Source organism: Flavobacterium terrae, from assembly GCF_900142035.1.
Lineage (GTDB): Bacteria > Bacteroidota > Bacteroidia > Flavobacteriales > Flavobacteriaceae > Flavobacterium > Flavobacterium terrae.
The window spans coordinates 316,728-331,404 of record NZ_FQZI01000002.1 but is presented as its reverse complement, the minus strand read 5'-3'; the positions used below and the strand labels follow the sequence as shown (position 1 = coordinate 331,404).

Below are 14,677 nucleotides of genomic sequence, written 5' to 3'. Positions count from 1 at the left end.
AAGAGAAATGAGCAAAGAAGAGATTATCGAAATTGTAAACGGGTTTTTGGTTGATGAATTTGAGGTTGATGGAGACACAATTTCACCCGAAGCAAATTTAAAAGATACATTAGGTTTAGATAGCTTAGATTATGTAGATCTAGTTGTAATTATCGAATCAAATTTTGGTGTAAAACTTGGTGAAGCTGACTTTATCGGTATAGATACATTTCAAAAATTTTATGATTTGATTGAGAATAAAATCAAGACAAAAGGATAATTTAAATGAGTGAGTGGGACGGAAAATCAAAAGGTACACTACTCGGATATAAAATTTTTGTTTACTGCATAAAAAAGCTCGGAATCAAAGCAGCATATTCTGTCTTGGTTTTTGTAGCTTTTTATTATTTTATATTTGAGAAGCGTTCTAATAAGGCAATCTTTTATTATTTTAATAAAAGATTAGGTTACTCGTACCTAAAATCAATTTGTTCAGTTTATAAAAGTTACTTTACATTTGGGCAGACCATTATTGATAAAACTGCCATATCAGCGGGGCTTAGAGATAAATTTACATATGAGTTTGATGGTATTGATTTACTTAAAAAGCTTTTAGCCGAAAAAAAAGGAGGAGTTTTAATAAGTGCTCATGTCGGGAATTTTGAAATAGCTGAGCATTTTTTTGGAGAAATAGATTTAGATTTTCAAATTAATTTAGTCACTACAGATATGGAACATTCGATTATAAAAGAGTATCTAGACAGTGTTACTAAAAAATCTTCTATAAAATTTATTATTGTAAAAGAAGACTTGTCGCATATTTTTGAAATTAATAATGCTCTAGCTAATAATGAATTAATTTGTTTTACAGGAGATAGATATTTTGAAGGAACTAAAACATTAACAGAACAATTATTAGGTCAAGAAGCACATTTTCCAGCTGGTCCTTTTTTAATAGCATCTCGTTTAAAAGTACCCGTTTTGTTTGTGTATGTTATGAAAGAGGCAAACTTACACTACCATTTATATGCTCGTGAATCTGACGCTAAACATAGAGATGAAAAAGGTTTATTAAAGGCTTACACAACTAGTGTCGAGAATATGCTTTTAAAATATCCTATGCAATGGTTTAATTATTTTGATTTTTGGAATTCATTAAATAAAAAGTAAATGAAAAATGTTCTTGTGCTTTACTATACTCAATCAGGTCAGTTGGAAGAAATTGTCCAAAATCTTTCTGCACCATTATTGGCAAGTTCAGACATTAATCTTACGTTTTGTGATATTAGTTTAGAAAAGCCTTTTCCGTTTCCATGGGAAAAAGCAGCTTTTTTTGATGCTTTTCCAGAATCATTTTTACACATTCCCTCAAAAGTAGTTCCTCCTTCTGATGAAGTGTTGAATAAAAAATACGATTTGATTATTTTAGGATACCAAGTTTGGTATTTATCACCATCTATACCAGTTAATTCATTTTTACAAAGTGAATACGCTAAAAATCTTTTCAACGAAACACCTGTTGTTACAGTTATTGGAGCTAGAAATATGTGGGTAATGGCTCAAGAGAAGATGAAAGTGATATTAAAAGGACTTAATGCTAAATTAGTTGGCAATATTGCTCTTGTGGACCGACATATAAATCACGTAAGTGTTATTACTATTGTTGAATGGATGTTTACTGGGAAAAAGGAGAAATTTGGAATTTTTCCCAAACCTGGAGTTTCAGATGAGGAAATTAAAGGTGCATCAAAATTTGGTGAAGTAATTCTAAATCACTTAAAAAATGACTCTTTTCAACAACTTCAAGAAAATTTGTTAGAAAAAGACGCAATTGAAATAAGATCTTTTTTGGTCGAAATGGATAAAAAAGCGAATAAAATGTTTAAAAAATGGGCGAATTTGATCATAAAAAGGCCAAATTCACGTCCAAAATTACTTAAGGGATTTAATGTTTATTTATTGGTTGCAATCTGGTTAATTTCGCCAATTGTATATATCTTGCACCTTTTAAAATATCCATTGGTTCTTAATAAAATCAAAAAAGAAAAAGCCTACTATAGAGGAGTTTAAAATATGTTTGAAGTTTACATAACAAAATCAGGAAAATTTTTGCCTAATAAGCCTATCACTAATGATGAGATGGAGTCTTTTCTTGGTTTAATTAACAATACGGCATCAAAGGCCAGAAGAATTATTTTGCGTAATAACGGAATCGTTACGCGCTACTATGCTTTAGATGAGAATGGAGTGCCTACGCATACTAATGCTGAGTTAACAAATAATGCTATCAAATCGCTTTATGATGATACTTTTTCTGCAAATGATGTAGAGTTGTTGTCTTGCGGGACTTCGACTCCAGATAATTTATTACCGTCACATGCAGCTATGGTTCACGGATTGATGAAAAATCAATCAGTAGAACTTAACTCTTCATCTGGGGTTTGTAATGCAGGTATGAACGCGTTAAAATTTGGGTATTTGTCTGTTAAATCTGGAAATACTAATAATGCGGTTTGTACTGGTTCAGAAAGAGTTTCTACTTGGATGAAATCAGAAAAGTTTGAAAACGAAATAGTTAACTTAAAAAATTTAGAAGAGCAGCCTATAATTGCCTTTAAAAAAGATTTTTTGCGTTGGATGTTGTCAGATGGCGCTGCTGCATTCTTACTTGAAAATAAACCAAAGGGAGAAACACCTTTGAAAATAGAATGGATGGAAGCTTTTTCATATGCTCATGAATTAGAAGCTTGTATGTATGCAGGAGGAGATAAACAAGCAGATGGAAGCATCAAACCGTGGAGTGATTATAATGCTAATGAATGGCTTACAGAATCTGTTTTTTCAATTAAACAAGATGTAAAAATATTAGACCAGTATATTCTTGAAAAAGGGGCTTTAAGCATGAAAGCTGCTATGGATAAGAACAATATTACTGTTGAAGATATAACCTATTTCTTACCACACGTTTCATCTCATTATTTTGTACAAGGTTTGTATAAAAACCTTGCAGAAAAAGGGATAGAAGTACCAATGGAAAAATGGTTTATGAACTTAAAAAATGTAGGTAACGTGGGTTCAGCTTCAATTTATTTGATGCTAGAAGAGTTAATGAATTCTGGAAAACTTAAAAAAGGAGATAAAGTATTATTGTCTGTTCCAGAAAGTGGAAGATTTTCTTACTCATATGCTTATTTAACGGTTTGCTAATGGAAAACCAAACTTTACCAATATTAGATTCAGGATTTGTGGGAAGTTTAATTCCTCAAAAATTTCCATTTGTAATGGTTGACAAGCTTCTATCTTTTTCGGATAACGAAGTGATTGCAGGTTTACAAGTAACTCAAGAAAATATATTTGAAAATCAAGGTGTTTTTCAAGAATCTGGACTTATTGAGCATATGGCTCAATCTGTAGCCTTATTTACAGGATACCAATTTTATTTAAAAAATGAACCGGCACCAACTGGCTACATAGGTTCAATAAAGTCGATAGAAATAATAGAATTGCCTAAACTCTCTGACGATGTTGTAACTACTGTAAGTGTTTTACACGAATTTATGGGAGTTACGTTAGTGGATATTGTGTCTAGAGTAAACGATAAAGAAATTGCCAAAGGGCAAATGAAAACAGTTTTAGCAAATTAGTATGCATACTTACGAAAATACTATTGAGATCCAAAATTTTTTGCCCCATAGAGCTCCAATGCTTATGGTCGATTTGATTTTGGAACTTAGTGATCAAAAAGTAAAAACTGTTTTTGAAATAAAAGAAGATAATTTATTTGTAGCAGATAATTATTTTGCCGAGACTGGACTTATTGAAAATGCCGCACAAACTTGTTCGGCTATTGTTGGTCAAACGTTTTTTTTAGATGATAAGAATGAAGTTAAGGAAGATGTTGGAATAATAGGTTTCATTAGCGGAATAAAAAAAATAAATATTCATAAACTTCCAAAAGTTGGAGAAGTTATTAGAACAGAAGCTGTTCTAAATTCACGTTTCGATTCAGATAATTATTGTATTTGTACAATGAAATGTGAAACTTTTGTAGGAGAAGAAATTCTTTTCGAAACTGAAATTAATTTATTCATTCAAGAAAAGTAAAAATGAAAAAGGAAGAAGTACCACAGGATAAAAGCAATCTTTCAAAAAGCAATATGAAAGAACTTTGCTATGCAACAGATGAAAACGGTAATTATACTACTGCTTTAAGTTCTGGTTGGGAACCTAAAACCATTGCCTTAGAACAATCGATGTTAGAAATCAATGAACGCATTGAACAAGCAAAAGAAGATGTGAAATTAGGGTTGGTTAGTCCAATAGTGTATTTTATGGAAGTTTGTAAGATGGATTGGATGACTCTTTCGGGTTATGTTGGTATGTGGACTTGGCGCGTTAAACGTCATGGAAAACCTTCTGTTTTTAAAAAATTAAGCAATAAACTTTTGGCTAAATATGCCGAAGCTTTCGAAATATCAGTTGAAGAACTAAAAAATTATAAAGGAGAATAATGGAGACGGGTTTTGTTCATCATCAATCGGCACATTGTGAAAATGGTGTTGCTTCAAATTTACTAAAATATCATGGTATCAATATAAGTGAGCCAATGGTATTTGGAATTGGTTCAGGATTATTCTTTTTTTATCTACCATTATTAAAAGTGAATCATGCCCCGGCAATTAGTTATAGACCTATGCCAGGATTCATTTTCAATAAAGCAGCAAAAAGATTAGGAATCAAAGTAAAACGTGTAAAATTTTCTAATCCTCAATCTGCTCAAAAAGCCTTAGAAGAAAATTTAAATAATAATATACCATCAGGATTGCAAGTTGGGGTTTATAATCTTACTTATTTTCCAGATGAATATCGTTTCCATTTCAATGCTCATAACCTAGTGGTTTATGGTAAAAAAGACGACACTTTCTTAATAAGTGATCCTGTAATGGAAACGGTGACCACTCTTACCGAAAAAGAATTGGAAAAAGTGCGTTTTGCAAAAGGAGCATTAGCACCTAAAGGGCAAATGTACTACCCAGTGAATATACCTTCAGAAATAGATTGGGAAACAGCTATTAAAAAAGGAATCAAAAACACATGTAACGATATGTTGGCTCCAGTGCCTATTGTAGGTGTTGCTGCTATGCGTTTTCTTGCAAGAAGCATTCGTAAATGGCCAGTTAAAAAAGGTGTTAAGGTTGCCAATCATTATTTGGCACAAATGGTTCGTATGCAGGAAGAAATTGGCACAGGAGGTGGAGGATTTCGTTTTATTTATGCAGCTTTTTTACAAGAAGCATCAGTTGTGCTTAAAAATGATAGTTTAAAAGTTTTGTCTGCTGAAATGACTACTATTGGTGATTTATGGAGAGATTTTGCTGTAAATGCAGCTAGAGTATATAAAAACAGAAGTAATCAGACTGATGTTTACAATAGTCTTGCAGACGAATTGATTCATATTTCAAATCTAGAAGAAGCCTTTTTTAAAAAATTAAAAAAAGCGATTTAATTCATGGAGACGCCAATTATTCATATTAAAGAGCTTTATAAAAAGTATAAAGATTCCGAAGATTTTTCTGTTCAGAATTTAAATTTAGAAATACAGGAAAAAGAAATTTTTGGACTTTTAGGACCAAATGGGGCTGGGAAAACAACTCTAATTTCCATGCTTTGTGGTTTAATAAAACCCACATCTGGTAAGTTTACGATCGATTCGCTTTCTTATGATAAAAATGCAACCCAAATTAAAAATAAAATTGGAGTTGTACCTCAAGAATATGCTTTATATCCTACGTTAACTGCTCGTGAAAATTTAAGATATTTCGGGAGTATGTATGGTTTGAAAGGGAAAGAGCTATGTTTAAAAGTAGATAACTCACTTGAACATTTGGGGCTTTTAAAATTTGCCGATAAAAAAGTGGAAACATTTTCAGGAGGAATGAAGCGTCGTGTAAATTTGATCGCAGGAATTTTACATAATCCAAAGGTTTTATTCCTAGATGAACCAACAGTTGGTGTGGATGTTCAATCTAAAAATGTAATCATTGATTACCTAAAAGAACTCAATGCAGGTGGAACAACAATAATTTATACTTCTCACCATTTAACCGAAGCGCAAGATTTTTGTACACATATTGCAATTATAGATAGAGGAACTATTTATGCTCAAGGAACTCCTGAAGGCTTGGTTGCTCAAACGCCAAACGCTCATAATTTAGAAGATGTGTTTATTTCATTAACCGGTAAAGAATTACGTGATGATGCATAAGTTTTTAATGTCGGTTTATAAAGAAATTCTCTTGCTTAAAAGAGATTTTGGAGGGTTGGTAATCTTGTTTGTAATGCCATTAGTGCTTATTGTAACAATTACCTTAATTCAAGATAGCACCTTTAAAACGGTTTCTGATACAAAAATTCCTGTTTTACTTGTTGATAATGACCATGGTGATATTTCAAAAACAGTTAAAGAGAATTTAAATCAAAGTGGTTCTTTTGAAATAGTTACAGAAATAAATAGTCAAAAAATAACCGAAAGTATTGCAAGAGATGAGGTTTTTAAAGGAAAATACCAATTAGCAATAGTTATTCCAGAAAAATTAAGTTCAGATTTGCAGCTAAAGGTGAATCAAAATGTAAATAAAATTTTGAGCAATTTTGGTATGGAAGACAGTACAAAAGTCTCTTCAAAAAATATTGAAATACTGCCCAAAGAAGTAAAATTATATTTTGATCCAGCTACCCAACTGACATTTAAAAATGGAGTGAAAAGTGCTATCGACAAAATGATTTCTCAAATTGAGAATAAATCTATCTATGCTACTTTTCAAGATCAGCTAGGTGAAGGTGAAGCACCAATTTTTGATCAAAAAAGTTTTATTTCTTTTAAAGAGATTGTGCCTAAAGTTGATAACAAAGAAATTATCCCAAATTCAGTACAACATAATGTGCCAGCTTGGACTTTGTTTGCAATCTTTTTTGTGGTAGTGCCTTTGTCTATCAATATTGTGAAAGAAAAGAGTCAAGGTACTTTAGTGCGATTGATTACGAATCCAGTTCCATATGCGATAGTTATTTTAGGAAAAACAGCTACGTATTTAATCATTTGTATGATTCAATTTTGGTTGATGGTTGCTGTGGGTGTTTATCTTTTCCCTTATTTAGGATTACCAGTATTAGATATTAACGGGAAAATGCTTTTAATGAGTACGGTAGCATTATTTTCAGGATTAGCAGCTATTGGTTTCGGAATATTATTAGGAACTATTGCTAAGACACAAGAACAGTCAGCGCCGTTTGGTGCAACTTCAGTGGTTATTTTAGCCGCTATTGGAGGAGTTTGGGTTCCTGTTTTTGCTATGCCAAAAATCATGCAATACGCTTCACATATTTCTCCAATGAATTGGGGATTAAATGCATTCTACGATGTATTGTTACGTAACGGAGGTTTTGTAGAAATCCTACCGGAAATATTTTTATTACTTTTGTTTTTTATAATTGCAACGACTATAGCTATAGGATATGATAAGAAGAAAAGAGCAGTATAATGAAGTTCCAGAATTAACCGTATCGAAAAAAATTCGAGTACGCTTTAATGAAACAGATCCTTTAGGAATTGTATGGCATGGCTATTATATTACTTATTTTGAGGATGGAAGAGAGGCTTTTGGTCGTAAACACGGCATCTCTTATTTAGATGTTCAACGCAATGGATATACTACGCCTATTGTAAAATCGGAATGTGAGCATAAACTTTCATTGCGTTATGGTGATGTCGCTAGAATTGAGACAACGATTGTAAATACTCCAGCTGCTAAAATGATTTTTAGATATAAAATTTTTGATGCCAACGAAAAAGTAGTTTGTACCGGAGAAACTGTTCAGGTTTTTATGGATGCTAAAGGAGATTTGGTTTTAAATCTTCCTCCTTTCTTTGAAGAATGGAAACGTAATGTAGGTTTGCTGAAATAATGAAGAAGAATGTTTACATCACGGCAAGTAGTTGTGTAACTCCTTTAGGATTTGACGTGGCTTCCAATTGGGATGCTCTCCAAAACAATCTTTCAGGAATAAAAAAACATCAAAATATAGGACAGTTAGAGTCTTTTTATGCTTCAATTGTTGATAGCAATAAATTAGATTTGGCTTTTTCTAAGGTAGAAAGTAATCACCATTTTACCAAGTTGGAGAAAATGATGATTTTGGCTTTGAAACCATTAGTAGAAGAAAATAAAATTTCAAAAAAAACAGCTTTTATTTTTTCAACAACTAAAGGAAACATAAGTCTTTTAGAAGATAAAAAGGTATCAGTAGAAAATGCTCAACTTGCGGCATTAGCAAAAAAAATAAGTGCATATTTTGGTTTTGAAGTAGAGCCAATTGTGGTTTCAAATGCATGTGTCTCGGGAATTTTAGCAGTTTCAGTTGCTAAGCGAATGATAGAGACTGGTTTGTATGAGAATGCTTTTGTAGTTGCGGGTGATGAAGTTTCAGAATTTGTGCTTTCTGGATTTAATTCCTTCCAAGCTATGAGTGCCGAGCCATGTAAACCTTATGACGCTAATCGTACAGGAGTAACTCTTGGAGAAGCAGTAGCGGCGGTTTATATAACTGCAAATGAAGATGAGCTAAAATCTAATAGTTTTAGAATTATTGGGGATGGTGCTGTAAACGATGCGAATCATATTTCTGGCCCTTCAAGAACGGGTGAAGGATTGTTCCGAAGCATTGAAAGTGCATTTAAAGAAGCAAAATTAGAAAAGAATAAAGTAAAGTATATTTCTGCTCATGGAACAGCAACACTTTATAATGATGAAATGGAAGCAATTGCTTTTAACCGTTTAGGATTACAAAATGTTCCAGTGAATAGTTTGAAAGGCTATTATGGACATACTTTAGGCGCTTCTGGATTGTTGGAAACAGTTATGGCTATGGAAAGTGCTAAGCAAAATCGTTTAATCGTTTCTAAAGGGTATTCAGATTTAGGGGTTAGCCAAGAGATAAATGTAATTACTGATAATGATGTGATTGAAATGGATTACTTCCTAAAAACTGCATCTGGATTTGGAGGTTGTAATACGGCAGTATTATTTGAAAAAGTAAGTTAATTTGGAGTTTAATAATTATATATCGGAAAGTTGTGTTATTGAAGATAATGCTGTTTTTCTCTCTGGAGAAAATAGTTTTATTCTTGATGATGCTAATTTTTCCGAATTTTCAAAAGCAGTTTACAAAAAGTTTGAGATAGAATATCCCAAATTTTTTAAAATGGACAATTTGAGTAAATTAGCTTTTTTATCAGCCGAATTGCTTTTAAAAGAAGTAGTGCAATCCAATGAACAAGAAAATGACATAGCAGTAGTTTTTGCGAATCGTTCATCAAGTTTAGATACAGATGTGAAATACCAAGAATCGATAGCGAGTAAAGATAATTATTTTCCAAGTCCAGCGGTTTTTGTGTATACACTTCCTAATATTTGTATTGGGGAAATAAGTATCAAGAACAATTTAAAATCGGAAAATGCTTTTTTTGTTTTCGAGGAATTTCCTGCAGAATTTATGATGCATTATGCAAATAACCTTTTAGAATCTGAAAAGGCTGAGAAAGTACTTTGCGGATGGACTGAATTGTATAAAGAGAATTATAGAGCTGTAGTATATTTGGTTGAGAAAACTTCATCAAATAGCTTTAGCAAAGAACATAACATAGAAACAATAAAACAATTATATACAAATACATTATGGACGCTTTAAAACAAGAATTAAAATCTAAAATCATTGAAGTTTTAAACTTAGAAGATATTGCAGTAGAGGATATTAATGATAATGATGCTCTTTTTGGTGACGGTTTAGGATTAGATTCTATCGACGCTTTAGAATTAATCGTATTGTTAGATAAAGATTATGGTATCAAATTAACAGATCCAAAAGAAGGAAAAAACATTTTCCAGTCTATCGATACTATGGCTGCTTACATTACTGCAAACAGAACAAAATAATTTTAGAATTTAGATCTTAGATTTTAGATTCAAAGGAAAGTAATGACAACAGATGAATTAAAATTAAGAACTAAAAAATTCTCATTAGAAATTATAAATTTGGTAGAAAGTTTACCAAATTCAATTTCTTGTAGAGTAATTGCCAATCAAATTATTAGAAGTGGAACATCTGTGGCAGCAAATTACAGAGCTGCTTGCAGAGCAAGAAGTGATAAAGAATTTATTTCTAAAATGAATATTGTGTTAGAAGAAGCTGATGAAACGGTATTTTGGTTGGAAATAATTCTGGACAAAAAATGGATTACAGAGTTTATGACAAAAAGTTTATTAGAAGAAGGAAATCAATTAGTAGCAATTTTTGTTAGTTCACTTAAAACAGTTAATTCAAGAATTAATCAATCAAAAATCTAAAATTTGAACTCTAAAATTAATATGAAAGTTGCGATAACAGGAATGGGAATTATCTCTGCTATTGGTAAAACCGTAGAAGAGAACTACAACGCATTGGTAACAGGACAAAAAGGGATTTCTACAATAGAAAATTTCCATACCGTTCACAAAGATGTTATTAAAGTAGGTGAAATTAAGTTGACCAATTCTCAATTAGAGCAACTTCTTGGATTGTCTCCTGATAATAATTATTCGAGAACTGATATGTTAGGGGCTTATGCAGCTAAAAAAGCAGTTGAAGATGCAGGAATTTCAGATATGAATGACTCTCGTTCAGGTTTAATTTCTTCAACTAGTGTTGGTGGTATGGATATGACTGAGCGTTTCTATTACGAATATTTTGAAGATGAAGCTTGTCAAAAATATATAAGTAGTCACGATGCCGGAGATTCATCTCATAAAATAGCAGAATATATTGGTTTAGAAGGTTTTGTTTCTACAATAAGTACAGCTTGTTCATCTGCCGCGAATGCTATTATGATGGGCGCGAGAATGATTCAACAAGGGAAACTGGATCGAGTAGTGGTAGGAGGAACAGATGCTTTGGCAAAATTCACCATAAACGGATTTAAAACATTAATGATTTTATCGGATACTTATAATACACCATTTGATAATAATCGTAAGGGATTGAATTTGGGAGAAGCTGCTGCTTTTTTGGTTTTAGAATCAGATGAATTGGTTCAAAAAACAAATAAAAAAGTATTGGCATATGTTTCTGGTTTTGGAAATGCTAACGATGCTTATCATCAAACGGCTTCTTCAGAAAATGGTGACGGAGCCTTTTTAGCAATGGAAAAAGCTTTAAAAATTGCTAATCTGCATCCGTCTCACATAGATTATGTTAATGCTCATGGAACGGCTACACCAAACAATGATTTATCTGAAGGCCGAGCTTTAATTAGAATTTTTGGGGATAATACTCCTGAGTTTAGTTCGACAAAAGCTTTTACGGGACATACTTTGGCGGCTGCGGCTGCCATCGAAGCGGTTTATAGTGTTTTGGCTTTGCAAAATAATATCATTTTCCCAAATTTGAATTTTGTAACACCTATGGAAGAGTTCAATCTCATTCCGCAGACAACATTAAAAAACAAAGAGATTAATCACGTATTGTCTAATTCCTTTGGTTTTGGAGGGAATTGTTCGACTGTGATTTTTTCAAAAAATTAAATAAATACAGCTTGAGCTGTACCAATAATACTAAAGAATAAAAGATGAAAGGTTGCTATATCAATGGAATGGGAATCGTATCGGTTCAAAAAACATTTGATTCGGAGTTTTTGAGTGAAGTCATTGTTAATGAAACAGAAAACGTGCTTTATGCTCAGCAACCTTCATACAAAGAAATGATACCTCCTGCGATGATACGTCGTATGGCTAAAGGTGTTAAAATGGGAATTTATGCTTCTACTAAAGCTTTGGAAGAAGCAGGAATAGAAATACCTGGAGCGATTATTACTGGTACAGGAATGGGTTGTGTTGAAGATTCTGAAAAGTTTCTAAAAGCTATTTTAGATAATGATGAACAATTTTTAACACCAACATCTTTTATCCAATCGACTCACAATACAGTTGGTGCCCAAATCGCTCTTGGATTACAATGTAAAAACTACAATTTTACATACGTTAACGGAGCTGTTTCAATGGAAACCGCTTTGATAGATGCAAAAATGCAATTAGATAATGATGAACTTACTAATGTTTTAGTAGGTGGTATCGATGAGACATCTTCTCACACTTTAGAATTATTTAAATTAACTCAAATAATTAAAAAAGAAGAAGATAAGCCTTATTCAGTTTTGAATTCGAACTCAAAAGGTGTAGTGTTTGGTGAGGGAGCAAACTTTTTTGCTTTAGCAAATACTCCAAATGATACAACTTATGCTAAAATTGAAGATGTTGCTATATACAGTGCTTTGCAACCTGAACAAGTTGCAAATTTTGTAACCGAATTTTTAAAGGCTAACAATTTAGCAATTTCAGAAATTGATGCTGTGGTTTTTGGAAATAACGGAGATGTAACTCATGATGGGTATTACAACGTTTCTTCTACAATATTTAATGAAACACCTCAAGTGTTTTATAAGCATTTAAGTGGTGAATATAACACAGCTTCTGGTTTTGGTTTGTGGTTAGCTGCTAATATTATGAAGCAACAACAAATTCCAGCCATTGTGAAAATGAATGGTTTACAAAAAGACTCATACAAAACTATTCTACTTTATAACCAATATCTAGGGAAAGATCATAGTTTAATACTACTTAAAAATGCTAAAGCATAAATTTACTGCCGCATTATTTGTACTTCTATTACTAGTTTTTATAGTACTTAATGTAGAATGGTGGTTGTATCTTTTAATTTTTTTAGTCTTTATTGGGTTAACAAGTTGGGGATCTTTTGATATACGATTAAATTATTTTATAAAAGCTTACTCAAGCAACCCAAATGAAAAGTCTAGGAGAATTGCACTTACTTTTGATGATGGACCACATGAAATGACCGAAAAAGTCTTAGATCTTTTGCTAAAGTATAATGCTAAAGCGACCTTTTTTTGTATTGGAAATCAAATTGAAAAGCATCCCGAAATTTTACAACGAGTTATTAAAGAAGGACACACAGTAGGAAATCACACTCTTTCTCATTCAAAATCTTTTGGGTTTTTTTCAACATCACAAGTTAAAGAAGAAATTGAACAGACTGATACCTTATTGCAAAATAAAACAATAAAAAAACCTCTTTTTTTTAGACCTCCTTTTGGGGTAACAAATCCGAATGTAGCTAAAGCTATTGCTCAAACTGGACATTCTGTAATTGGTTGGAATATAAGGTCATTAGATACAGTTATTGATGATGAAACTAAGATTTTTCAACGTATAAAAAAGAAGGTTAAACCAGGAGGAATTGTTCTTTTACATGACACTTCTTTAAAAACGGTGAATGTATTGGAACAGTTATTGCTATTTTTGCAATCTGAGAAGTATGAAATGATAACCGTTGATAAATTACTGAATATTTCAGCATATGAAAATTAAATTTTTTACCATATTATTTTCTTTTACAGTTTCAATTGGATTTGCACAAGAGCAAAAAATGTCAAATTCTGAAATTCTGAATTTTAAGAATGAAGTAACTAAGGAAACAAAAAATATAAAAAGCTTAAAGACAGATTTTGTGCAATATAAGCATATGGATTTTTTATCTAAGGATATAGAAACTTCAGGAAAAATGGTTTTTAAAGCACCTAATTTACTTAATTGGCAGTATACCAAACCTTATCAGTATAGTATTGTTTTTAAAAACAATAAAATCTACATAAACGATCAAGGGAATAAAAGTACAGTTGATGCAAAGAGTAAAATGTTTGAAAAAATAAACAAACTTATTGTTGGAAGTGTAAGTGGGAATATGTTTGATGATAATGAATTTACGATTACTTACTTTAAAACCAAAGATTACAATATTGCCAAATTGTTTCCAAAAACAGCTACAATTAAAAAGTATATCAAAGAAGTAAATTTATTTTTTCCTGAAAATGAATCAACAGTGTCACAAGTCAAGCTTATAGAACCTTCTGGAGATTACACAAAAATTGTATTTAAGAACAAACAAGTTAATGCAAAAATAGATGATTCGGCTTTTACTAATTAGTTTCTTTCTATTACAATTAATATCGTGTAAATCATATCAAATAGATGACGCTACGGTAAAAGAAAATTCTATTCAAGAGTTTAAGAATCCTTATTTTGATAATCCTGAAATAGATTATGTTTACAAGGCACAAATTGAAGTCTATGGAAATAAACTTGGAGGAATTTTTGTGGCAAAAAAAATATCTGATTCAATTCATAGGGTTGTTTTTACAACTGAATTTGGCAATAAATTAATGGATTTCGAATTGTCTGATAATGACTTCAAAGTCAACTATGTTTTGGAAGAGCTAGATAGGAAAATGATTTTAAATACATTAGAAGAAGATTTTAGATTATTGCTTAAAGTAAACCATCAAGTTAATCAGTCTTTTGAAAATTCTTCATTCAATATTTTCAAGTCAAATAGTAATCATAAATTTATTTATTTCTTTGTTAATAAGAATTCTAATTCATTAACGAAATTAGTAAGTGCAACAAAACATAAAGAAAAGGTAGTTTTCGAATTTGAATCAAAAAACACTACTTTTGCCGAGATTATTAAAATTAATCACAAGAATATTAAATTAAAAATTGAATTAAATCAAATTACTAATTAACCTAGA

At 31.5% G+C, this 14,677-nt stretch carries 20 protein-coding genes; all 20 read left to right on the top strand.

Going from position 1 to position 14,677, the window contains the following annotated elements:
* Positions 1 to 7: 7 nt before the first annotated feature.
* The 20 genes from BUC09_RS05825 to BUC09_RS05730 are packed head-to-tail and all read left to right on the top strand — an operon-like array spanning position 8 to position 14,671.
* Positions 8 to 259: an acyl carrier protein gene (locus tag BUC09_RS05825; RefSeq protein WP_073309595.1), complete on the top strand. Its 252-nt coding sequence runs from the start codon at positions 8 to 10 to the stop codon at positions 257 to 259.
* A gap of 5 nt (positions 260 to 264) precedes the next feature.
* Positions 265 to 1,149 (top strand): LpxL/LpxP family acyltransferase, encoded by an 885-nt coding sequence (locus tag BUC09_RS05820; protein WP_073309593.1) that lies wholly within the window; start codon positions 265 to 267, stop codon positions 1,147 to 1,149.
* The gene (locus BUC09_RS05815; RefSeq protein ID WP_073309591.1) at positions 1,150 to 2,049 is read left to right on the top strand and encodes a hypothetical protein; all 900 of its coding nucleotides are present in this window, start codon (positions 1,150 to 1,152) and stop codon (positions 2,047 to 2,049) included.
* 3 nt (positions 2,050 to 2,052) lie between these two features.
* On the top strand, positions 2,053 to 3,186 hold the full coding sequence (locus BUC09_RS05810) for a dialkylresorcinol biosynthesis protein DarB (protein WP_073309589.1): 1,134 nt from the start codon (positions 2,053 to 2,055) through the stop codon (positions 3,184 to 3,186).
* Positions 3,186 to 3,623, top strand: a complete 438-nt coding sequence (locus BUC09_RS05805) for a hotdog family protein (protein ID WP_073309588.1) — start codon at positions 3,186 to 3,188, stop codon at positions 3,621 to 3,623. The genes BUC09_RS05810 and BUC09_RS05805 overlap by 1 nt, the downstream gene beginning before the upstream one ends.
* Before the next feature lies 1 nt (position 3,624).
* The gene (locus BUC09_RS05800) at positions 3,625 to 4,083 is read left to right on the top strand and encodes a hotdog family protein (protein WP_073309586.1); all 459 of its coding nucleotides are present in this window, start codon (positions 3,625 to 3,627) and stop codon (positions 4,081 to 4,083) included.
* Between the two features lie 2 nt (positions 4,084 to 4,085).
* On the top strand, positions 4,086 to 4,490 hold the full coding sequence (locus BUC09_RS05795; RefSeq protein ID WP_073309584.1) for a flexirubin biosynthesis protein DarG: 405 nt from the start codon (positions 4,086 to 4,088) through the stop codon (positions 4,488 to 4,490).
* Positions 4,490 to 5,485, top strand: coding sequence for a BtrH-related acyltransferase DarH (locus BUC09_RS05790; protein ID WP_073309582.1), 996 nt, complete (start codon positions 4,490 to 4,492; stop codon positions 5,483 to 5,485). Before BUC09_RS05795 ends, BUC09_RS05790 begins: the two co-directional genes overlap by 1 nt.
* Positions 5,486 to 5,488: 3 nt before the next feature.
* Complete coding sequence (locus BUC09_RS05785; RefSeq protein WP_073309580.1) at positions 5,489 to 6,244, top strand: ABC transporter ATP-binding protein; 756 nt, start codon at positions 5,489 to 5,491, stop codon at positions 6,242 to 6,244.
* The gene (locus BUC09_RS05780; protein ID WP_073310382.1) at positions 6,237 to 7,520 is read left to right on the top strand and encodes an ABC transporter permease; all 1,284 of its coding nucleotides are present in this window, start codon (positions 6,237 to 6,239) and stop codon (positions 7,518 to 7,520) included. The genes BUC09_RS05785 and BUC09_RS05780 overlap by 8 nt, the downstream gene beginning before the upstream one ends.
* Positions 7,495 to 7,944: an acyl-CoA thioesterase gene (locus tag BUC09_RS05775; RefSeq protein WP_073309578.1), complete on the top strand. Its 450-nt coding sequence runs from the start codon at positions 7,495 to 7,497 to the stop codon at positions 7,942 to 7,944. Before BUC09_RS05780 ends, BUC09_RS05775 begins: the two co-directional genes overlap by 26 nt.
* The gene (locus tag BUC09_RS05770) at positions 7,944 to 9,080 is read left to right on the top strand and encodes a beta-ketoacyl synthase N-terminal-like domain-containing protein (protein ID WP_073309577.1); all 1,137 of its coding nucleotides are present in this window, start codon (positions 7,944 to 7,946) and stop codon (positions 9,078 to 9,080) included. Before BUC09_RS05775 ends, BUC09_RS05770 begins: the two co-directional genes overlap by 1 nt.
* Position 9,081: 1 nt before the next feature.
* Positions 9,082 to 9,726, top strand: coding sequence for a 3-oxoacyl-ACP synthase (locus BUC09_RS05765; RefSeq protein WP_073309575.1), 645 nt, complete (start codon positions 9,082 to 9,084; stop codon positions 9,724 to 9,726).
* Positions 9,714 to 9,971 carry a phosphopantetheine-binding protein gene (locus BUC09_RS05760; RefSeq protein ID WP_073309573.1) on the top strand — a complete coding sequence of 86 codons (258 nt, stop codon included), beginning with the start codon at positions 9,714 to 9,716 and terminating at the stop codon, positions 9,969 to 9,971. Before BUC09_RS05765 ends, BUC09_RS05760 begins: the two co-directional genes overlap by 13 nt.
* A gap of 42 nt (positions 9,972 to 10,013) precedes the next feature.
* Positions 10,014 to 10,382 carry a four helix bundle protein gene (locus BUC09_RS05755; protein ID WP_073309571.1) on the top strand — a complete coding sequence of 123 codons (369 nt, stop codon included), beginning with the start codon at positions 10,014 to 10,016 and terminating at the stop codon, positions 10,380 to 10,382.
* Positions 10,383 to 10,403: 21 nt separating this feature from the next.
* Complete coding sequence (locus tag BUC09_RS05750) at positions 10,404 to 11,594, top strand: beta-ketoacyl-[acyl-carrier-protein] synthase family protein (protein WP_073309570.1); 1,191 nt, start codon at positions 10,404 to 10,406, stop codon at positions 11,592 to 11,594.
* A gap of 44 nt (positions 11,595 to 11,638) precedes the next feature.
* Entirely contained in the window at positions 11,639 to 12,706 is a 1,068-nt protein-coding gene (locus BUC09_RS05745; protein WP_073309568.1) for a beta-ketoacyl synthase N-terminal-like domain-containing protein, read from the top strand.
* The gene (locus BUC09_RS05740) at positions 12,693 to 13,457 is read left to right on the top strand and encodes a polysaccharide deacetylase family protein (RefSeq protein ID WP_073309566.1); all 765 of its coding nucleotides are present in this window, start codon (positions 12,693 to 12,695) and stop codon (positions 13,455 to 13,457) included. The genes BUC09_RS05745 and BUC09_RS05740 overlap by 14 nt, the downstream gene beginning before the upstream one ends.
* Positions 13,447 to 14,073, top strand: coding sequence for a flexirubin biosynthesis/transport protein LolA2 (locus BUC09_RS05735; RefSeq protein ID WP_073309565.1), 627 nt, complete (start codon positions 13,447 to 13,449; stop codon positions 14,071 to 14,073). Before BUC09_RS05740 ends, BUC09_RS05735 begins: the two co-directional genes overlap by 11 nt.
* Positions 14,051 to 14,671, top strand: a complete 621-nt coding sequence (locus tag BUC09_RS05730) for a flexirubin biosynthesis protein LolB2 (protein ID WP_234972525.1) — start codon at positions 14,051 to 14,053, stop codon at positions 14,669 to 14,671. The genes BUC09_RS05735 and BUC09_RS05730 overlap by 23 nt, the downstream gene beginning before the upstream one ends.
* Positions 14,672 to 14,677: the final 6 nt, after the last annotated feature.